Annotated in this window: 19 protein-coding genes; 9 read left to right on the top strand and 10 right to left on the bottom strand. The window is 68.9% G+C overall.

Translation table 11 applies throughout. The features are described from left to right. Window positions 1–177: 177 nt before the first annotated feature. From ACGHC0_RS08890 to ACGHC0_RS08875, 4 genes are all read right to left on the bottom strand, one after another. On the bottom strand, window positions 178–1,158 hold the full coding sequence (locus ACGHC0_RS08890) for a Bug family tripartite tricarboxylate transporter substrate binding protein (RefSeq protein WP_415267995.1): 981 nt from the start codon (window positions 1,156–1,158) through the stop codon (window positions 178–180). A 51-nt stretch (window positions 1,159–1,209) separates the two neighbouring features. Continuing rightward, window positions 1,210–2,211 carry a Bug family tripartite tricarboxylate transporter substrate binding protein gene (locus ACGHC0_RS08885; protein ID WP_415267994.1) on the bottom strand — a complete coding sequence of 334 codons (1,002 nt, stop codon included), beginning with the start codon at window positions 2,209–2,211 and terminating at the stop codon, window positions 1,210–1,212. Window positions 2,212–2,295: 84 nt separating this feature from the next. Further along, window positions 2,296–3,276: a hydroxymethylglutaryl-CoA lyase gene (locus ACGHC0_RS08880; protein ID WP_415267993.1), complete on the bottom strand. Its 981-nt coding sequence runs from the start codon at window positions 3,274–3,276 to the stop codon at window positions 2,296–2,298. Then, entirely contained in the window at window positions 3,273–4,511 is a 1,239-nt protein-coding gene (locus tag ACGHC0_RS08875; RefSeq protein WP_415267992.1) for a CaiB/BaiF CoA transferase family protein, read from the bottom strand. Before ACGHC0_RS08875 ends, ACGHC0_RS08880 begins: the two co-directional genes overlap by 4 nt. Before the next feature lie 105 nt (window positions 4,512–4,616). On the opposite strand from ACGHC0_RS08875, the gene ACGHC0_RS08870 reads away from it, so the two are divergent. The 3 genes from ACGHC0_RS08870 to efp all read left to right on the top strand — a co-directional run bounded on the left by ACGHC0_RS08870 (window position 4,617) and on the right by efp (window position 7,345). Next, entirely contained in the window at window positions 4,617–5,522 is a 906-nt protein-coding gene (locus ACGHC0_RS08870) for a LysR family transcriptional regulator (RefSeq protein ID WP_288536835.1), read from the top strand. Further along, window positions 5,519–6,619, top strand: coding sequence for an elongation factor P maturation arginine rhamnosyltransferase EarP (gene earP / locus ACGHC0_RS08865; RefSeq protein WP_415267991.1), 1,101 nt, complete (start codon window positions 5,519–5,521; stop codon window positions 6,617–6,619). Before ACGHC0_RS08870 ends, earP begins: the two co-directional genes overlap by 4 nt. Window positions 6,620–6,790: 171 nt before the next feature. Then, window positions 6,791–7,345 carry an elongation factor P gene (gene efp, locus ACGHC0_RS08860; protein ID WP_013594116.1) on the top strand — a complete coding sequence of 185 codons (555 nt, stop codon included), beginning with the start codon at window positions 6,791–6,793 and terminating at the stop codon, window positions 7,343–7,345. Window positions 7,346–7,455: 110 nt separating this feature from the next. Here the strand turns inward: efp and ACGHC0_RS08855 are convergent, their stop codons facing one another. After that, a complete protein-coding gene (locus tag ACGHC0_RS08855; RefSeq protein WP_415267990.1) occupies window positions 7,456–8,211 on the bottom strand; it encodes a helix-turn-helix domain-containing protein in 756 nt (251 codons plus the stop codon). On the opposite strand from ACGHC0_RS08855, the gene ACGHC0_RS08850 reads away from it, so the two are divergent. Next, complete coding sequence (locus ACGHC0_RS08850; protein ID WP_415926605.1) at window positions 8,195–9,055, top strand: DMT family transporter; 861 nt, start codon at window positions 8,195–8,197, stop codon at window positions 9,053–9,055. The genes ACGHC0_RS08855 and ACGHC0_RS08850 overlap by 17 nt on opposite strands. Before the next feature lie 36 nt (window positions 9,056–9,091). Here the strand turns inward: ACGHC0_RS08850 and ACGHC0_RS08845 are convergent, their stop codons facing one another. Further along, window positions 9,092–9,655, bottom strand: a complete 564-nt coding sequence (locus ACGHC0_RS08845; protein ID WP_415267988.1) for a hypothetical protein — start codon at window positions 9,653–9,655, stop codon at window positions 9,092–9,094. Then, window positions 9,652–10,602: an NmrA family NAD(P)-binding protein gene (locus ACGHC0_RS08840; RefSeq protein ID WP_368354871.1), complete on the bottom strand. Its 951-nt coding sequence runs from the start codon at window positions 10,600–10,602 to the stop codon at window positions 9,652–9,654. The genes ACGHC0_RS08845 and ACGHC0_RS08840 overlap by 4 nt, the downstream gene beginning before the upstream one ends. A gap of 311 nt (window positions 10,603–10,913) precedes the next feature. Here ACGHC0_RS08840 and ACGHC0_RS08835 point away from each other — a divergent pair, with 311 nt between their 5' ends. Next, entirely contained in the window at window positions 10,914–11,453 is a 540-nt protein-coding gene (locus ACGHC0_RS08835; RefSeq protein WP_368354870.1) for a hypothetical protein, read from the top strand. A gap of 7 nt (window positions 11,454–11,460) precedes the next feature. On the opposite strand, the gene ACGHC0_RS08830 is transcribed toward ACGHC0_RS08835, so the two are convergent. From ACGHC0_RS08830 to ACGHC0_RS08820, 3 genes are all read right to left on the bottom strand, one after another. Continuing rightward, a complete protein-coding gene (locus ACGHC0_RS08830) occupies window positions 11,461–12,750 on the bottom strand; it encodes an MFS transporter (protein ID WP_013594111.1) in 1,290 nt (429 codons plus the stop codon). A gap of 133 nt (window positions 12,751–12,883) precedes the next feature. Beyond that, the gene (locus tag ACGHC0_RS08825; RefSeq protein ID WP_415267987.1) at window positions 12,884–14,206 is read right to left on the bottom strand and encodes an Nramp family divalent metal transporter; all 1,323 of its coding nucleotides are present in this window, start codon (window positions 14,204–14,206) and stop codon (window positions 12,884–12,886) included. Between the two features lie 141 nt (window positions 14,207–14,347). Beyond that, complete coding sequence (locus ACGHC0_RS08820) at window positions 14,348–14,578, bottom strand: YdeI/OmpD-associated family protein (RefSeq protein ID WP_415267986.1); 231 nt, start codon at window positions 14,576–14,578, stop codon at window positions 14,348–14,350. A gap of 421 nt (window positions 14,579–14,999) precedes the next feature. Between ACGHC0_RS08820 and ACGHC0_RS08815 the strand changes: the two genes are divergently transcribed. The 4 genes from ACGHC0_RS08815 to rimO all read left to right on the top strand — a co-directional run bounded on the left by ACGHC0_RS08815 (window position 15,000) and on the right by rimO (window position 17,959). After that, complete coding sequence (locus ACGHC0_RS08815) at window positions 15,000–15,734, top strand: hypothetical protein (RefSeq protein WP_415267985.1); 735 nt, start codon at window positions 15,000–15,002, stop codon at window positions 15,732–15,734. Window positions 15,735–15,850: 116 nt separating this feature from the next. Continuing rightward, window positions 15,851–16,084, top strand: coding sequence for an AbrB/MazE/SpoVT family DNA-binding domain-containing protein (locus tag ACGHC0_RS08810; RefSeq protein ID WP_271451386.1), 234 nt, complete (start codon window positions 15,851–15,853; stop codon window positions 16,082–16,084). Beyond that, a complete protein-coding gene (locus ACGHC0_RS08805) occupies window positions 16,071–16,484 on the top strand; it encodes a PIN domain-containing protein (RefSeq protein ID WP_415267984.1) in 414 nt (137 codons plus the stop codon). Before ACGHC0_RS08810 ends, ACGHC0_RS08805 begins: the two co-directional genes overlap by 14 nt. An 83-nt stretch (window positions 16,485–16,567) precedes the next feature. Further along, window positions 16,568–17,959, top strand: a complete 1,392-nt coding sequence (gene rimO, locus ACGHC0_RS08800) for a 30S ribosomal protein S12 methylthiotransferase RimO (RefSeq protein WP_368354865.1) — start codon at window positions 16,568–16,570, stop codon at window positions 17,957–17,959. Window positions 17,960–18,007 lie beyond the last annotated feature (48 nt).

Here is an 18,007-nt window from a genome sequence, read left to right as displayed (position 1 = left end):
TAAAAAATTTACAACGGCGCCATATTAAAGAAAAAAATCAATCATTCAAAGCGATTTCGCCACTGCACCCGCATGGTGCGGCGCAGCAAGAAAAAGGCCCCCATGCGGTGCATGGAGGCCCTGAAATGCGGCACGCTGCCGCAATGGGGGAAACCCTGAAAACAAGGTGCGCAGGTTTTATTCCGCCTGGATATTCGCGGCCTTCACCACCTGCGCCCAGTTGGCGAGGTCGGCCTTCACGCGCGCACCCAGTTGCTGCGGTCCCTGGTAGTCCGCCGTGGCGCCCTGCTCCTGCGCCTTCTGCTGGAACGCGGGGTTCTGCACCACGGTCCGCACGTCGGCCACCAGCCTGTCCACCACGGCGCGGGGCGTGGCGGCCGGCGCGAACAGCGCGAACCAGGACGTGGCGTCCACCTTCGGATAGCCGGCTTCGGCCGTGGTGGGCACGTTGGGCAGGCTGGGCAGCCGCTCCCTGCCCGTGACGGCCAGCACGCGCAGCTTGCCCGACTGGATGTGCGGCATGAAGGGCGGCGCCGTGCCGAAGGTCAGGTCCACCTGCCCGCCCAGCAGGTCCTGCAGCGCGGGGCCGGTGCCCTTGTAGGGCACGTGCACCATCTTCACGCCGCCCTGCTGCTCCAGCATCGCGCCCGTCACGTGCTGCAGCGAGCCATTGCCCGACGAGGCGTAGTTGAGCTTGCCGGGATTCGCCTTCGCATAGGCGATCAGCTCGCCCAGCGTCTTCACGGGCAGGCCGTCGCGCACCACGATGATCTGCGGTGCGGAGAGCACGTTGGCCACGGGCTGGAAGTCGCCCATGTCCCAGGTCTTCTGCGCCGTGAGCAGCGGCGAGATGACGTGGTAGCCCGAATACTGCATGAGCAGCGTATAGCCGTCCGGCTCCGCGCGCTTGACCGCGCCGGCCGCGATGTTGCCGTTGCCACCGCCCTTGTTGTCCACCACCACCGACTGGCCCAGCACCGGCCCCAGCGCCTGTGCCAGCATGCGCGCCGACAGGTCGGTGGTGCCGCCGGCCGCGGTGGGCACGACGAGAGTGACCGGCTTGGAGGGGTAGTTGCCCTGCGCCGCCGCGGCCAGCGGCAGGGCCGCGCAGGCGGCCAGGGCGGCCAGCGCGAGCCGGCGTGGGAGGGAATGTCGCATGTCGATGTCTCCTGGGTTGTTATCTGTTTCGTTGCGTGGCGACGCGCCCCGTCAATCCACGGTGGCGCCGGTTTCCTTCACCACGCGCGCCCACTGCGGCAGTTCCGCCTGCACCAGCGCACCGAGCTGCGCGGAAGTGCCCTTGAACGGCTCGCAGCCCACGCCGGCCAGCTTGTCCACCACGTCCTTCTGGTCCAGCGCGCGGGCCACCTCGGCCTGCAGGCGCGCGACGATGGGCGCGGGCGTGCCGGCCGGCGCGAACAGCGCGTACCAGGGCGACTGGCCGAAGCCCGGCAGCGTCTGGCCGATCGTCGGCACGCCGGGCAGCGCGGCCACGGGGCGGCTGTTGACCACGCCCAGCACCTTGAGCTTGCCGGCCTTGATGAACGCGATGCAGGAAGGCAGGCTCTGTACCGACAGCGGCACCTGCCCGCCCGCCACGTCCGTCGCCGCGGCGGCAGAGCCCTTGTAGGGCACGTGCTGCAGCCGGATGCCCGCGGCCTTCTGCAGCATCTCGCCGATCAGGTGGTTGAGCGTGCCGTTGCCTGCCGAGGCGATCGCATATTCCCCGGGTCTGGCCTTGGCGAGCGCGATGAGGCCCGCGATGTCGTTCGCGGGAAACGACGGGTGCGCGACCAGCACGTAGCCCGCCGTGGCCACGGGCGCGACCGGCTCGAAATCCTTCACCGGATCGAAGCCGGGATTGCGGTAGAGCGCCGGCCCGATCACGTGCGCACTGTCGGCCGTGAGCAGCAGGGTGTAGCCGTCGTGCCTGGCGCGCGCCGTGGCCGCGGTGGCGAGCGCGCCGCCCGCGCCGGGGCGGTTGTCCACCACCACGCTCTGGCCCATCTGCTCGGACAGGCGCTGCGCCACCACCCGGGCGATCGCGTCGTTGGCGCCGCCGGCGGCCTGCGGCACGATCAGCGTGATGGGCTTGGAGGGATAGCCGTCCTGCGCCCGGGCGAATGGAACGGGGGTGCAGAGGGTGGCGGCGAGCGCCTGCAGCGCGCGGCGGCGCGGCAGGCGGCCGGCAAGGGAGGGAAGCGTGGGCATGGTGTGTCTCCTGTCGTCGTAGTGCTTTTTCTGGTTCGTTATGCCTGGCGTTGGCGCCGCCGCTGCGGCGGCCTCGGTCGGTTCCTAGCGCGCCATCGCCCGCTCCCGGATGGCCTCGAAATCCGCGGGCACCGGGTGCAGGTCCAGGCGCCGCCCGGCCTTGGCGAGCTGGCCGGGGATGTCGTGGCCGATGAGCCCAGGCAGCCGCCGCGCGGCCGCGAGCAGTGCCGGCAGGTCCACGCCCGTGTCGTAGCCCATGAGCTCCAGCGCATGCACCACCTCTTCGCTGCAGACGTTGCCCGAGGCACCCGGCGCATAGGGGCAGCCGCCCAGCCCGCCCAGCGAGGCGTCGAACCGGTCCGCGCCCGCGTCGATCGCCGCCAGCACGTTGGCCAGGCCCATGCCGCGCGTGTTGTGGAAGTGCAGCGTGAAGGCCGTCGCAGGCCAGCGGGCGCGCGCCGCGGCCACCAGCGCCGCCACCTGCGAAGGGTGCGCCATGCCGGTGGTGTCGCACAGCGTGATGCCGCCCACGCCCAGGTCGGCGAAGCGCTGTACCCAGCCGAACACCTCGGCCTCGGCCACGTCGCCCTCCATCGGGCAGCCGAACACGCACGAGAGGGACACGTTCACCGCTACGCCCGCGCCCTGCGCCGTGGCCACCACCCGCGCGAGCGAGGCGAACGACTGCGCGCGCGTCATGCGCAGGTTGGCCAGGTTGTGCGTCTCGCTGGCGGACATCACCAGGTTGAGTTCATCGGTGCGCGCCTCGATCGCGCGCTCCGCGCCGCGCACATTGGGCACCAGCGCGGCATAGACCACGCCCGGGCGGCGCGCGATCTCCCGCATCACGATCTCCGCGTCGCGCAGCGCCGGGATCGCGGTGGGCGACACGAAGGCCGTCACCTCGATCTTGGAAAGTCCCGTGTCCGACAAGGCGTCCACCAGCGCGATCTTGTCTTCGGTGGGCACGAAGGCCTGCTCCATCTGCAGGCCGTCGCGCGTGCCCACTTCCTGCATGTGGATGCGGTGGCCCGCACCGCGCCACACCGTGCTGGTCGCATTCATTGCACCACCCCCTTCTCGCGCAGCAGCGCGATCTGGGCGTCGCTCAGGCCGGCCTCGCGCAGCACCGCGTCGGTGTCGTCGCCCAGCCTGGGCGCGCTGGAGCGGATGGTGCCCGGGGTGGCCGAGAGCTTGGGCACGATGCCCGGCACCTCCACCGTATAGCCGTCGCGCGTCGCCTGCGGCAGCAGCATGCCGCGGGCGCGGTAGTGCGGGTCTTCCGCGATGTCCCGCGCCGTATAGACCTTGCCGGCGGGCACGCGCGCGGCAGCGAGCGTTTCCATCACCTCGGCCACGGTGCGCTGCGCCGTCCAGGCGCCGATCGCGGCGTCGATCTCCTGCACGCGCGCCACGCGGCCGGCATTGCTCGCAAGATCGGGCGCCGCGGCGAGGTCCGGCCGGCCGATACCCTCCATCAGCCGCCGGAAGATGCTGTCGCCATTGCCCGCCACCAGCACCCAGCCGTCCGTGCAGGGGTAGGCGTTGGAAGGGGCGATGCCCGGCAGCGCGCTGCCCGCGGCGTCGCGCACCGCGCCGAAGGCGCTGTATTCGGGAATGAGGCTTTCCATCACGTTGAACACCGCCTCGTGCAGCGCCACGTCGATCACCTGCCCCTGTCCGCCATTCACCTTGCGGTGGTAGAGCGCCGTGAGCACGCCGATGGCGCCGTGCAGCGCCGCCAGCGTGTCGCCGATCGACACCCCCACGCGCACGGGCACGCGGCCCGGCTCGCCCGTCAGGTGCCGCAGGCCGCCCATGGCCTCGCCGATCACGCCGAAACCCGGCAGGTCGCGGTAGGGCCCCGTCTGGCCATAGCCCGAGATGCGCAGGATGACCAGCCCGGGGTTGAGCGCGTGCAGTTCCTCGGGCGACATGCCCCAGCCTTCCAGCGTGCCGGGGCGGAAATTCTCGATCAGCACGTCGGCCTCGGCGATCAGCCGGCGGGCGATGTCCTGCCCTTCCGGCAGGCGCAGGTCCAGCGCCACCGAGCGCTTGTTGCGCGACTGCACCTGCCACCAGACCGACGTGCCGTCCTTGAGCATGCGCCAGTTGCGCAGCGGATCGCCCGTGCCGGTGGCCTCGATCTTCACCACCTCGGCGCCGAATTCGCCCAGGGTCTTGCCGCAGAACGGCCCGGCGATGAGCTGGCCCATCTCGATCACCCGTACGCCGGCCAGGGCCGCGGGGGTCGTCGGGGTGGCAGACGGGGCGGATGCCTGCGCGCCCCTTGATTCCATGGATGTCGTCTCCTGCATGGCGCGCATCATGCCCAGCACCGGCACGGCCGCAAAACGCCCAATCGAGAAGGTGCCATCGCAAAACGGCATGGCAGACTGTCGCCCATGAAACTCGATCCCGTGTCCCTGCGCCTCTTCGTGGCGGTGATGGAAGAGAACGCCATCGCCCGCGCCGCCGCGCGCGAGCACATCGCCGCCTCGGCCGCCAGCCGCCGGCTCGCGGAACTGGAGGACGCCCTGGGCGTGGACCTGTTCGCCCGCAGCAACCGCGGCAGCGAGCCCACGGCCGCCGCCTATGCGCTGCTGCACATGGCGCGCGGCGTGCTCAACGACCTGGACGGCATCGCCGCGCAGATGGGCGACTTCCGCGCCGGGGTGCGGGGCCAGGTGCGTGTGGTGGCCAACATCTCGGCCATCACCCAGTTCCTGCCCGGGGACCTGCAGCGCTTCATGGCGGCCCACCCCCAGGTGCAGGTGCGGCTGGAGGAGCAGATCAGCAGTGCCATCGCCCGTTCCGTGGCGGAAAACGCGGCCGACATCGGCATCCTCAACCACGGCAACTACGGCGACCGCGTCGCGCTGCTGCCCTACCGGGAGGACGAGCTGGTGCTGGTGGCGCCGCGGGGCCACGCCCTGGCGCGGCGCCGCAGCGTGCGCCTGGCCGAGGCGCTCCATTGCGACTTCGTCGGCGTGCATCCGGGCAGTGCCATCAACAATCTGCTCACGCGCGCCGCCGCGGACGCCGGCCGGCCCCTGCGGCTGCGCATCCAGGTGACCAGCTACGACGCGCTCTGCCTGATGGTGTCCGCCGGGCTGGGCGTCGGCGTGCTGCCGCGCGGCAGCGCCCGGCTCTACCTGGGCACGCTGCCGCTGCGCACCGTGGCGCTGGCCGAGCCCTGGGCGCGGCGCCAGCTGTCGCTGTGCGTGCGGGCGGGCGACGCGCTCTCCAGCGCGGCCCGGCTGCTCGTGGACCACCTGCGTGCGGCGCCGCCCGCGGAGGCCGCGCCATGACCGCCGCCCCGCCCCTTTCCTGGGACCTCTTCTGCCGCGTCATCGACAACTTCGGCGACATCGGCGTCTGCTGGCGCCTCGCGGCCCAGCTCGGCGCGCAGGGCCACCGCGTGCGGCTGTGGACCGACGACGCCACCGCCCTCGCCTGGATGGCCCCGGAAGGCGCACCGGGCGTGCAGGTGCTGCCCTGGCCCGCCGCCGGACCGATGTCCGCCGGACCGGGCGACGTGCTCGTCGAGGCCTTCGGCTGCGACATCCCCGAGGCCTTCCTTTCCCGCCTGCCCGCCGCCGACGGACTGCAGGCCGCGCGGCGCCCCGTGTGGATCAACCTGGAATACCTTTCGGCCGAGGCCTATGTCGAGCGCAGCCACTGCCTGCCCTCGCCGCTCTTCTCCGGCCCCGGCGCCGGGCGCACCCGCTGGTTCTTCTACCCGGGCTTCACGCCGCGCACGGGCGGCCTGCTGCGCGAGCCGGACCTGGCCGCGCGCCAGGCGGCCTTCGACCGCACCGCCTGGCGCCTCCGCCACGGCGTGGCCGCGGATGCGCTGGCCGTCTCGCTGTTCTGCTATGAGCCCGCGGGGCTGCCTGCCCTGCTGCGCCGCCTCTCGGAGCAGCCGCGCTCCCACCTGCTGGCCACCCCGGGGCGCGCCACGGCCGCCGTGCGCGCCGCGCTGGCGGGCGAGCCGGCCGGAAAGGCACCGCCCCCTGCTGGGCCCATGGTCACCTATCTGCCGCATTGCCCGCAGCCCGGATTCGACGAGATGCTGTGGGCCTGCGACCTGAACGCCGTGCGCGGCGAAGACTCGCTGGTGCGCGCGCTCTGGGCCGGCCAGCCCTTCGTCTGGCACATCTACCCGCAGGACGATGGCGCGCACCACGCCAAGCTCGACGCCTTCCTCGACTGGCTGCAGGCACCGGCCGCGCTGCGGCATTTCCACCACGCCTGGAACGGCATGGCGGACCCGGCCGCCCTGCCCCCGCTCACGGCCGCCCACCTGGGCGAGTGGCGCGACTGCGTGCGGGCGGCACGCAGCCGCCTGCACGCGCAGGACGACCTCGTGACGCAGTTGCTCGGGTTCGTCCAGGAAAAAAGCTAAAATCCAGGGTTTTGCGCCCAAAAGGGGCGGCACGCGTAGTTCCGCATGCCGGCCGGCGCATCCCCCCCGCCGCGGAACCTGCCCGGCGCCCTTGCCGCACCGCCGCGCTCGCAGCCGGCCTTCGGCGGGCGCTCCGGTGCGTTGAGCGGCCACAACCCAGGCAGACCTGCTATGAAAATCGCTCAAGAAATCCGCGCCGGCAACGTGATCATGCACGGCAAGGACCCGATGATCGTCCTGAAGACCGAATACGCACGCGGCGGCCGCGGCGCCGCCACCGTGCGCATGAAGCTCAAGGCCCTGCTGAACAACATGGGCACCGAAGTGGTGTTCAAGGCCGACGACAAGATCGACAACGTGATCCTGGACAAGAAGGAGTGCACCTACTCCTACTTCGCCGATCCGATGTACGTCTGCATGGACTCCGAGTACAACCAGTACGAAGTCGAAGCCGAGAACATGGGCGACGCGCTGAACTACCTGGAAGACGGCATGTCCGTCGAAGTGGTGTTCTACGACGGCAAGGCCATCTCGGTCGAGCTGCCCACCAGCGTCGAGCGCGAAATCACCTGGACCGAGCCCGCCGTCAAGGGCGACACGTCCGGCAAGGTGCTCAAGCCCGCCAAGATCGCCACGGGCTTCGAAGTGCCGGTGCCCCTGTTCGTGAACCAGGGCGACAAGATCGAAATCGACACCCGCACGGGCGAATACCGCAAGCGCGTCTGAGCAGGTTGCGCGCCACGCGGCGCGCCCCTCTCGTTCACCCTGAAAAGGCACCTGCCATTCACATGGCTGGTGCCTTTTTCGTTGCACGGCCAGGGCCGGCGCGTGAGGGCTCAGGGGTGTTCGATCAGCAGGACTGCCGTGGTGTGCGGCTCGAGCGCCTCGAACACATGCCTCGCATCAGCCGCATAACGGGCGTAGTCCCCCGGGGCCAGCTCCACCGGCCGGTCGGCCGGTCCGACACGGGCGCGGCCGCTGCACAGCACGACATGCTCGACCGTACCGGGCAGATGGCTGTCCGATGCCCGGGGTTCTCCAGGCTGCACCGCCAAGCGGTAAAGATCACGTTGCATACCGGCGGGACACACTGCCAGGAGCGTTGCGGCGTAGTTCGCCTGCTCGGACGCCAGCGCCACGCCTTCGTTCGCACGGACGACATGCACGTGGGCCGAGGGCTCGGCGATCAGCCGCGTCACCTGCACCCCCAGGGCCGTCGCCAGCGACCAGAGTGTTTCCAGGCTGGGGTTGCCGCTGCCGGCTTCCAGCTGCGACAGGGTGGATTTGGCGATCTGGGCGCGCTTGGCCAATTCCGACACGGAAAGGCCCAATCGCTCCCGTTCACGCCGGACGGCGGAGGCCAGCAGGTCGATCGGCGATGACAGGGGTAAGGGCGCCATGTTTCCCATCCAACAAATCAAACAATCGTTCGACTTGACGAACGAACAGCAAAAATCCATCATATCGCCCAATTGTTCTCTTTGACGAACAACAGAGCGAATACCCCTTTTCCATTTGGCACCGATCCCGGTGCGACCCGTACGGAGTCCGCCAATGAACCCGAGAACCGCCGGCATGGTGCAGATGGCCACGGCGATGGTTATCGCCGGCACCGTAGGCTGGTGCGTACTGCTGACCGGAATGCCGGCGGCTTCGGTGGTGTTCTGGCGCTGCGCATTCGGGGCCCTGGCACTTGCATGGATCTGCCTCGGCAGACATCGGACAGGCATTCGTGGCATCGGCCTGCGGCAGGCAGGCATGGCAGCCCTCGGTGGCGTGGCGCTCGCCGCCAGCTGGGCCCTGCTCTTCGCAGCCTATTCGCATGCTTCCATCGCCATTGCTACCGTCACCTACCACACCCAGCCTTTCATGCTGGCAGCTCTCGGCGCGCTGTTCTTCGGCGAAAGGATGACACCTTCACAAGGAGGGTGGCTGGGCCTGGCATTCGTCGGGCTGGTGCTCATCGTCATCGGCGGAACGACATCCGGCGTGCCGCCGTCCGCCTACCTGTCCGGGTTCGGGCTCGCGCTGGCAGCCGCATTTTTCTACGCGCTGGCGGCCGCCGTCACCAAAAAACTGCACGATGTGCCAGCCCGGCTGATCGTGCTGGTCCAGCTCATCGTGGGCAGCGTGCTTCTGCTGCCGTTCGCCACCCTGCCCACGGGCGCCTCGGCGCCGGCAGTCTGGGCCCTGCTGGCCGCGATCGGGGGCATCCACACGGGCCTCATGTCCACACTGCTCTACAGCGCCATCCAGAAGCTGCCGACGTCCACAGTCGGCGTGCTGTCGTTCCTCTATCCCATCGTGGCCATTCTGGTCGATGCCTGGGCGTTCGGGCACTGGCTCGGGCCGGTGCAGATCAGCGGCGCGGTAGCGATCCTGTGGGCCGTGGCGGGGACCCACTTCGGCTGGCGAATCGGATCCCTGCGCCGCTGAGCATGGCCCGGGCTGCAGGGGGGGCCGATAACGCCGTCAGGAAGGAAGAGACCGCAGCGCCGCGTCATGCGCGCGCCGGAGCAGGCGCCGGCGGATCAGGCCGCTCGCCGGCCTGATCAGCAACCAGTACAGGCGGAAGCGCCGCAGTGCCGCGCCATCGCCGCACCAGACGCGGGTGCGTGTGGTCAGCCGCGTCCCGGCGCCTTCCGGAACCACCGTGAAATTCATCACCAGCTTCGCGATGCCCGCCGGACTCAGAGCCTCGAAAGCCGCCGCGTCGCGCATCTCGACCAGCCCGTAGTCCGATTGCCAGAAGCGGCCCGCCAGCCCATACGCCAGTTCGCGGTCGCCCTCGCGCCCGAGGGGCGTGAAGTTGGCGATGCCGAAGGAGGGACGGTGCTGCAGGCGGGAGGCGAATCCCAGCCGCCCGGCAAGGCGGTTGGGCGTCTCGCGCAATGCGATCAATCCACGGGCGATCGGGTCGTCCAGCACTTCGGGACGACCGAGCACATCGAGCACGCGGGCCGGCGGGGCCGGGATGTGCCGGCTGTGCTCCTCTGCGAACTGGTGGTGGGGCAGGTAACGGTCGATCAGGCTCATGGGGCCATTATTGGGTCTGGCGATCCGCCCGTGCCGCCACCCAGGAAGTCGCCCCGGTGCAGGCGCACCCATGTCAGCGCGTCGGTGGGCACGAAGTCTTCCAGCCCCCTGCCAGGTGTGAATGGCCTGGCGAGGATCGCATCGGCCTCTTCGGGATGGGCCTCGAAATACCGGAACTTCGAGGCGATGCGCCGCCCCATCCCCGGGCCCATCGCGGCATCGACCTCGCGTTCGAACGCGTCGATGGACTGTGCGCGGTAGGCGACCGGCCGGCCGAGACCTGCGGCGATGCAGGCGGCCAGGCCATCGCCGCCAAGGCTCTGCGGTCCTGCGATGCGGTGGTCGCCCGTGCCACCGCGCTCCAGCAATGCGATCGCTGCGCGGGCGCAGTCGTCCACCGACGTCCAGGCGATGCGCTGGGACGATGCGATGGGCGGTGCGAAGATGCCGGCCCCGGCGATCTCCTGGCGCGCGGAAGGCTTGAGCAGATTGTCGAGGTACATCGTGGGACGCACCGTGGCAAAGGCCAGGCCGGCACGCCGCAACGCTTCTTCGACGAGGGCATTGCCGACGAAGCCGGGCTCCGCACATGGAGCGGGCCGGCTCGCGCTCGCAAGCGCGAGCACCACCGAGCGCAGGCCCGCAGCGGCCAACGCGATGGCCGCGCGGCCTGCCTGCGAGGCCATCGTACCGGCGGGGCCGGTGGGAATCCGGACCACGGCATGCCGCACGCCGATGCAGGCCTCCCGCAGGGAGGCCAGGTCGTCGAGATCCGCGCGGACCCATTCGACGCCCGCGGATGGATGTTCGGGAACGCGGGCCGGATCGCGCACCATCGCACGGACACGGAATCCCCGCGCCAAAGCCGCGCGCACGACCGCGCTGCCCTGTACGCCGGCGGCCAGATAGACGAGGACGACGGGCCTCGGGGAATGGGATGCATTCATGAACAGCTCCTTCGGCAAGGGCCCGAGGAAGCCGCATCAACGCCGATGGCTCCGAGCAGGCCCGCAAGGCGCACGGCGGCGCGGGACTGTCGGGTACCGCGCCTGTTCGGCGCGGACAGAACCTTCCCCGGGGTGGGGAAAGGGCTTGGGCCTACCCAGACCAAGCCTGCCATTTCGACGGGGCCAGTGTATCAGCGAAGGAATGCGGGCGGCCGTTCAGCGCTTTTCAGAACGATTCAGCCGCCCTTCAGCGCGCGGCGCCGGACACCGCCAAGAATGGCCCCGGAGCCTTTCTCCAGGGAGAACACACCATGACCATGACAGCCGACCGGACCCCGCCCATGCGCCTTGCGCGCCCCGCCTGCGGGCCCACCGCCGCGCCCCTGCTCGCCACGCTGCTTCTCGCCGCAGGGCTGCACACGGAAGGCGCGCAGGCCGAGCCGTGCCGCGCGATCGCATCCGTGCAGCAGAGCGGCGTATCGGCCAACAACAATGCCGCGGGCGGCCACCTCAACCAGCACATCTTCGGCGCCACGCCGCCGCAAGGCAGCAGCCAGGCAACCAAGACCCTGTTCTCCAGCGTTGACGAATACAAAGGCTTCTGGAACAACTACCTCGATCCGAAGAAATACACGGGCAACGCGGTCAATTGCTCGGGCAACAGCGCGCGGCAGAAGGTGACCGTCTACAGCGTGCTCAAGAAGGACCGGATCGGTGGCTTCAACTGCTCCGCCGCGGACGGCCAGGGCAGATGCACCACCAAGACGGCCTCGCAGTACTCGAACGTCCAGCTCGATTTCGAGGTGGTCGGCGGCCAGTGGATCCTCCTCACGGCCTATCCGACCAACTGAGGCCGGGCTATCGGCCAGCGGCCCGGCGGTACAGCCGCAGCGTGGCCAGCAGGCCGCAGACCGCGGCGGCCGTCATCCACCAGCCCGGCGCAGCCTTGTCGCCCGACCATTCGATCAGGCCCGTGGCGACGGCCGGCGTGAAGCCGCCGAACACCGCGGTCGCCAGGCTGTAGGCCAGCGAGAAGCCCACCGTGCGCACGTCCACCGGCATCACCTCGGTCAGCGCGACGACCATCGCGCCGTTGTAGCTCGCGTACAGGAAGGAAAGCCACAGTTCCACCTCCAGCATGCGCGCGAAATCGGGAGCGGCCACCAGCCACTTCAGGGCCGGATAGGCGGTGAAGATGGTCAGCACGGTGAAGGCCACCAGCAGCGGCTTGCGGCCCACGCGATCGGAGAGCGCGCCCATCACCGGCAGCCAGAAGAAGTTGGACAGCGCCACGCACAGCGTGACGATCAGCGCGTCCGTGGTGCTCAGGTGCAGCACGCTCTTGCCGAAGGTCGGCGTGTACACGGTGATGAGGTAGAACGACACGGTCGTCATCGACACCATCATCATCCCCGCGATCACCAGGCCCCAGTTGGACATGATCGAGCGGAAGATCTCGCGGGTGGAAGGACGGTGCTTGCGCGCCTTGAATTCCTCGGTCTCCTGCAGCGAGCGGCGGATGATGAACAGCACCGGCACGATCAGGCAGCCCACGAAGAACGGCACGCGCCAGTAGAAGTCGGCGATCTCCTGCGGCACGAAGGTCACGTTGAGCCAGTAGCCCAGCGCCGCGGCGACGATGATCGCCACCTGCTGGCTGGCCGACTGCCAGCTCACGTAGAAGCCCTTGCGTCCCGGCGTCGCCATCTCCGACAGGTACACGGAGACCCCGCCCAGTTCCACGCCGGCCGAGAAGCCCTGCAGCAGGCGCCCGATCAGCACCAGCAGCGGCGCCGCCAGCCCGATGGTGGCGTAGCCCGGCACGCAGGCGATCAGCAGCGTGCCCAGCGCCATCAGCGCCAGCGTCACGATCAGCCCCTGGCGGCGGCCCACGCGGTCCACATAGGCACCCAGGAAGACGGCGCCCAGCGGACGCATCAGGAAGCCCGCGCCGAAGGTCATGAACGTCAGCATGAGCGACGCGAACTCATTGCCCGCGGGGAAGAAGGCCTTGGAGATCTGCGTGGCGTAGAAGCCGAACAGGAAGAAATCGAACATCTCCATGAAATTGCCGCCCGTCACCCGCAGGACGGTGGCCAGCTTCGACGAAGCGGGCGCGGAAGGAGCGGCTTCGCTGCCGGAAGCCATGGAGGAATGGGTAGAGGGAGTCATGGGAGGCGGGAGGCACCGCCATCGACGATGGCGGCACGACCGGAAGTGGACACCCCGAAATTAGAGCCCAACCGTCAGCGAAAGCATTACGTGGAAATGCGTACGCCGCTCACCCCGTCAGCACGGCCCCCACCAGCCACACATTTGCCACCGAGATCACGCCGAACAGGCCCCAGGCCAGAACGCGCACCGCCCGGCCGCTGGCGAACGGCCCCATCACCGTGCGGTCGCTCGTGAACCGGAGCAGCGGCCACATCGCGAACGGCAGCTGGAAGCTCAGCACCACCTGGCTCAGCACCAGCATCTTCCCCACGCCCTCGTCGCCCAGCCACCACACGCCCACCAAGGCCGGCACCAGTGCGAGCACGCGCGTGATGAGGCGCCGCTGCCAGCAGGGAATCTTGAGCTGGAGGAAGCCTTCCATCACGATCTGTCCGGCGATCGTGCCCGTGAAGGTGGAACTCTGGCCCGACGCGAGCAGCGCGATGCCGAACAGCGTGGCGGCCAGCGCGCTGCCCACCAGCGGCTCGATCAGGCGGTAGGCGTCCGCGATGTCGGCCACGTCCTGGTGGCCATGGCGGTGGAAGGCACTCGCGGCCAGCACCATGATGGCCGCGTTCACCAGCAGCGCGAGCGACAGGGAAATCACCGCGTCCAGCGTGCAGAAGCGGATCGCCTCGCGGCGGCCGGCATCGCTGTCCTCCACCAGCCGGGTCTGCACCACCGAGGAATGCAGGTACAGGTTGTGCGGCATCACCGTGGCGCCCACGATGCCGATGGCCAAGTACAGCGCGCCCGGCTGCTGCAGCCGCTCCATGCTGGGCGCGAAGCCGATGGCCACCTCGGACCACAGCGGCTGGGCGAATGCCAGTTCCACCGCGAAGCAGCCGGCGATGGTGCCCACCAGCCCCAGCACGATCGCCTCCACCCGCCGGAAACCCGCGCCCTGCAGGCCCAGCACCAGCACCGTATCGAACGCGGTGATGCCGATGCCCACGGGAATCGACACCCCGAAGAGCAGGTGCAGCGCCAGCGCCCCGCCCAGCACCTCGGCGAGGTCGCAGGCGATGATGGCCAGCTCGGCCCCCGCCCACAGGAAGCGGTTGGCCGCGGGCCCGTAGCGCTCCCGGCACAGCTGGGCCAGGTCCTTCTGCGCGACCAGCCCCAGCCGCACGCACAGCGCCTGCAGCAGCATCGCCGCCAGGCTGGCCAGAAGCACCACGAACAACAGCTCGTAGCCGAACCGCGACCCCGCCTCGATGTCCGTCGCCCAGTTGCCCGGATCCATGTAGCCCACGGACACCAGCAGCCCCGGGCCGGCGTAGCGCAGCAGCTTCCGGTGGAACGGCAGGCCCGGATCGATGCGTACGGAACCCTTGACCTCCGAAGGGCAGAACGGTGCGGTGGCGGTGCGCGGGAGCGGGAAGAACATGCTGCGATCTTAGACAGCCGACAGGCGTCTGTGCGGCAAAAGTTGCTATCTCTTGGATAGCAGACTCACCACATCGGAGGCCAGGCAAGACGCACTGCCCGCTGGGGCGACTCGGGCTTGCGGAAGAAGCCGCACTGCGCTTCACCGCACGGGCTTCAGCTTCTCTCGTCGCTCGTGCGCGGCCTCCACGCCCTCCTGGACTCTCCTGGCGCGCGTCTCCGCCTTGACGGCTTCATCGATGCGACGGATCAGAAAACTGCGCTTTCCAGGGGGCAGAGCCTCGAAAGCCTGCAGCACACCTTCGGCCCGCAATGCCGCCAGCAGGTCATCTGGAATTTCTACACTGCCGCGGTTCAGAACGGTGATCTGCACTTTTATGCGGTCGCCGGTCCGAATAGACGCGTCCTTTCGGACCTTGGCCTTGAAGAGAGGGCACCTCGACGACTGCCGCGCAATCCGCGCGGAAGGCCGGCGCCCTCCGGCCGGAACCGGGACAATACGCGGATGAGCGACGTTCTCTCCCCCACGAAAACCCCCAAGGTCGGGTTCGTGAGCCTCGGCTGCCCAGAGGTCAACCTATTTATCTCTTGAGGCAGCAGGCAAAGCTCGCCCGGGCGGACCCAAGCTGGTCTCGGTCGCGATGGGGATCTGGATGAGCACCGGCTTCTTGTACACGCGTGTCTCTATCAAGACCGCCAGACGGTGTAGGGAGGCTCCGGAACTTGGAAGGGCGGCTCAATCGCCGCGGCGATGCCGCACACTTGTTGGCTCTGATCGAAGGCGGGAACAGACGATGACACGGCGATACGGATGGAGCGCGATGCTGGTGTGGCTGGTGACATTCGGCGCGGCGGCGGCCGGCCCGACGCCCGGCGAGTACGCCACCAGGAAAGGCTGGGGCAGCATGCGGGTCACCGACAAGGGCGGGGCTCGGCAATTCGACCTGTTGTCGGTCGGCGCCAACGGCCACACCTGCACGCTGTCGGGCACGCTGCAGGGCGACAAGGCGGAGGTGAAGGACGCCGGCGACGTACCCTGCAAGCTCGCGTTCACGCCGGTGCAGGGCGGGTTCAACGTGGCCGCGCTGACCAGGGAAAGCTGCCGCGGCTACTGCGGCATGCGCGCCAGCTTCGACGGTGACTACCTGAAGCTGCCGGCCGGCTGCACCCCTGCAGCCAGCAGCCGACGGCGCGAGGCGTACCTGCAGGACTATCGTGGCAAGCGCTATGCCGAGGCATTGGCCGGCATGAAGGCGTTTGAAGGCGAGTGCGGCGGCTTCTTCAACTGGCTTGATCGCGACCGCTTCGCCAACGACCGCGCCATTACCCTGCTGCGTCTGGGCCGGCCGAAGGAGTGCCTGGCGGCGCTGGACGGCACCATGGCCGGCCGCAGCCGCGACGAGGCCTCGTTCCAGGCGGAACTGGACAAGCAGAGCACCATGCTGCCGCCCAGCGACTGGGACACCTATCTGCCCATCGCCAAGTCCACTTGGTTCAACCGCAGGCTGTGCGAGACGGTTCGGGACTGAGCCTGAGATGCGCCGAGTGCCGGGCAGGCGAGCGTTGCGGCCGACGATGGGACTTGCGAAGCGCCGATAAGGGGTTAGGATATACACCATCACATGTATATCATCCAGGTGTAACCATGCAGGTAGCGAAGTGGGGCAACAGTCTGGCCGTTCGTCTGCCGACAAGTCTGGTAGAGGCGCTTGAACTTCGGGAGGGCGACGATATCGAGATCGTCGTGGACGCTCCCCGGCTGTTCGCGGTGCGCAAGAAGCCCGGAGCGGAGGCCATGCTGGAGCGGCTCCGTACCTTCCGCGGCAAGCTGCCGGCGGACTTCAAGTTCAACCGGGACGAGGCCAATGGCCGCGGGTAAAGGCAAGGTCTTCCTCGACAGCAACGTAGTGCTTTACCTGCTGTCCGAGGATGCAGCGACGGCGGACAGCGCCGAGGCGCTGCTGCAGCGTCGACCAGTCATCAGCGTTCAGGTGCTCAACGAGGTTACCCATGTGTGCGTGCGCAAGCTGAAGATGGGGTGGAGCGAGGTAGGGCAGTTCCTGGCGCTGGTCAGAGCGTTATGCACTGTGGTTCCGCTCACGGTCGAGGTGCATGACCGTGCACGACAACTGGCCGAGCGGCACCAGTTGTCGTTCTACGACGCCTGCATCGTAGCTGCGGCTGCGGCGGAAGGTTGCCAGACCCTTTATTCCGAAGACATGCACCATGGCCTCATCCTCGAGGGAGGCCTGTCGATTCAAAATCCTTTCAACGGCTGAGGCTGAAAGAGGACGCCGTGGTAGCGGCGGCGCAATCCGCGCGAAAGTGGGCGCCCTCCGGCCGGAACTGGGACAATACGGGGATGAGCGACGTTCTCTCCCCCACGAAAACACCCAAAGTCGGGTTCGTGAGCCTCGGCTGCCCCAAGGCCCTCACGGATTCCGAACTCATCCTCACGCAGCTGAGCGCCGAGGGTTACCAGACTTCCAAGACCTTCGAGGGCGCCGACCTCGTCATCGTCAACACCTGCGGCTTCATCGACGATGCCGTGAAGGAAAGCCTCGACACCATCGGCGAGGCGCTGGCCGAGAACGGCAAGGTCATCGTCACCGGCTGCCTGGGCGCGCGGGCGGGCGAGGGCGGCGGCAACCTGGTGCGCGAGATGCACCCGAGCGTGCTGGCCGTGACCGGCCCGCATGCCACGCAGGAGGTGATGGACGCCGTCCACCAGAACCTGCCCAAGCCGCACGACCCGTTCATCGACCTCGTGCCCGGCGGTTTCGGCGTGGCGGGCGTGAAGCTCACGCCCCGGCACTATGCGTACCTCAAGATCAGCGAGGGCTGCAACCACCGCTGCACCTTCTGCATCATCCCTTCGATGCGCGGCGACCTGGTCTCGCGCCCCGTGGGCGACGTGCTGAGCGAGGCGAAGGCGCTGTTCGAGGGCGGCGTGAAGGAGCTGCTGGTGATCAGCCAGGACACCTCCGCCTATGGCGTGGACGTGAAATACCGCACCGGCTTCTGGGACGGCAAGCCGGTCAAGACGCGCATGCTGGAGCTGGTGCAGACGCTGGGCGAGATCGCCGAGCCCTACGGCGCCTGGGTGCGCCTGCACTACGTGTACCCGTACCCCAGCGTGGACGAGGTGATCCCGTTCATGGCCACGGGCAGGATCCTGCCCTACCTGGACGTGCCGTTCCAGCACAGCCACCCCGACGTGCTCAAGCGCATGAAGCGGCCGGCCAGCGGCGAGCGCAACCTGGAGCGCATCCAGCGCTGGCGCGAGGCCTGCCCGGAGCTGGTGATCCGCAGCACCTTCATCGCGGGCTTCCCGGGCGAGACGGAAGAAGAGTTCCAGCATTTGCTCGATTTCCTGCGCGAGGCGCAGATCGACCGGGCCGGCTGCTTCGCCTACAGCGACGTGGACGGCGCCGTCGCCAACGAGCTGCCCGGCATGCTGCCGATGGAAGTGCGCGAGGAGCGCCGCGCGCGCTTCATGGCCGTGGCCGAGGAGGTCTCCATCGCCCGCCTGCAGCGCCGCGTGGGCGCGACCATGCAGGTGCTGGTGGACCACGCCCCGGCGCTGGGCCGCAAGGGGGGCCGGGGCCGCAGCTATGCCGATGCGCCCGAGATCGACGGAGTGGTGCACCTGCTGCCGCCCGAGAAGATCAGCAAGCAGCTCAAGGTGGGCGAATTCACGCGCGCGCAGATCGTGGGCGTGCAGGGCCACGATCTGGTCGCCCGGCCGATCTGACTCCCCCCTGAGTAGCCTTGGGCGCCTTCCCCGCACTGGGGAAGACGT

It is taken from the genome of Acidovorax sacchari, from assembly GCF_042847045.1.
GTDB classification, from domain to species: domain Bacteria; phylum Pseudomonadota; class Gammaproteobacteria; order Burkholderiales; family Burkholderiaceae_C; genus Paracidovorax; species Paracidovorax sacchari.
The sequence above is the reverse complement of the archived record's forward strand: the minus strand, read 5'-3'. Positions and strand labels throughout refer to the sequence as shown.

Excerpts from the sequence above, each read along its gene's own strand:
- ACGHC0_RS08835 (WP_368354870.1), top strand. The coding sequence starts at position 10,914 with ATGACCATGACAGCCGACCGGACCCCGCCCATGCGCCTTGCGCGCCCC.
- ACGHC0_RS08830 (WP_013594111.1), bottom strand. The coding sequence starts at position 12,750 with ATGGCTTCCGGCAGCGAAGCCGCTCCTTCCGCGCCCGCTTCGTCGAAG.
- ACGHC0_RS08880 (WP_415267993.1), bottom strand. The coding sequence starts at position 3,276 with ATGAATGCGACCAGCACGGTGTGGCGCGGTGCGGGCCACCGCATCCAC.
- ACGHC0_RS08815 (WP_415267985.1), top strand. The coding sequence starts at position 15,000 with ATGACACGGCGATACGGATGGAGCGCGATGCTGGTGTGGCTGGTGACA.
- ACGHC0_RS08875 (WP_415267992.1), bottom strand. The coding sequence starts at position 4,511 with ATGGAATCAAGGGGCGCGCAGGCATCCGCCCCGTCTGCCACCCCGACG.
- ACGHC0_RS08850 (WP_415926605.1), top strand. The coding sequence starts at position 8,195 with ATGGTGCAGATGGCCACGGCGATGGTTATCGCCGGCACCGTAGGCTGG.
- ACGHC0_RS08840 (WP_368354871.1), bottom strand. The coding sequence starts at position 10,602 with ATGAATGCATCCCATTCCCCGAGGCCCGTCGTCCTCGTCTATCTGGCC.
- ACGHC0_RS08885 (WP_415267994.1), bottom strand. The coding sequence starts at position 2,211 with ATGCCCACGCTTCCCTCCCTTGCCGGCCGCCTGCCGCGCCGCCGCGCG.
- ACGHC0_RS08825 (WP_415267987.1), bottom strand. The coding sequence starts at position 14,206 with ATGTTCTTCCCGCTCCCGCGCACCGCCACCGCACCGTTCTGCCCTTCG.
- ACGHC0_RS08810 (WP_271451386.1), top strand. The coding sequence starts at position 15,851 with ATGCAGGTAGCGAAGTGGGGCAACAGTCTGGCCGTTCGTCTGCCGACA.
- ACGHC0_RS08890 (WP_415267995.1), bottom strand. The coding sequence starts at position 1,158 with ATGCGACATTCCCTCCCACGCCGGCTCGCGCTGGCCGCCCTGGCCGCC.
- earP (WP_415267991.1), top strand. The coding sequence starts at position 5,519 with ATGACCGCCGCCCCGCCCCTTTCCTGGGACCTCTTCTGCCGCGTCATC.
- ACGHC0_RS08870 (WP_288536835.1), top strand. The coding sequence starts at position 4,617 with ATGAAACTCGATCCCGTGTCCCTGCGCCTCTTCGTGGCGGTGATGGAA.
- efp (WP_013594116.1), top strand. The coding sequence starts at position 6,791 with ATGAAAATCGCTCAAGAAATCCGCGCCGGCAACGTGATCATGCACGGC.
- rimO (WP_368354865.1), top strand. The coding sequence starts at position 16,568 with ATGAGCGACGTTCTCTCCCCCACGAAAACACCCAAAGTCGGGTTCGTG.
- ACGHC0_RS08805 (WP_415267984.1), top strand. The coding sequence starts at position 16,071 with ATGGCCGCGGGTAAAGGCAAGGTCTTCCTCGACAGCAACGTAGTGCTT.
- ACGHC0_RS08845 (WP_415267988.1), bottom strand. The coding sequence starts at position 9,655 with ATGAGCCTGATCGACCGTTACCTGCCCCACCACCAGTTCGCAGAGGAG.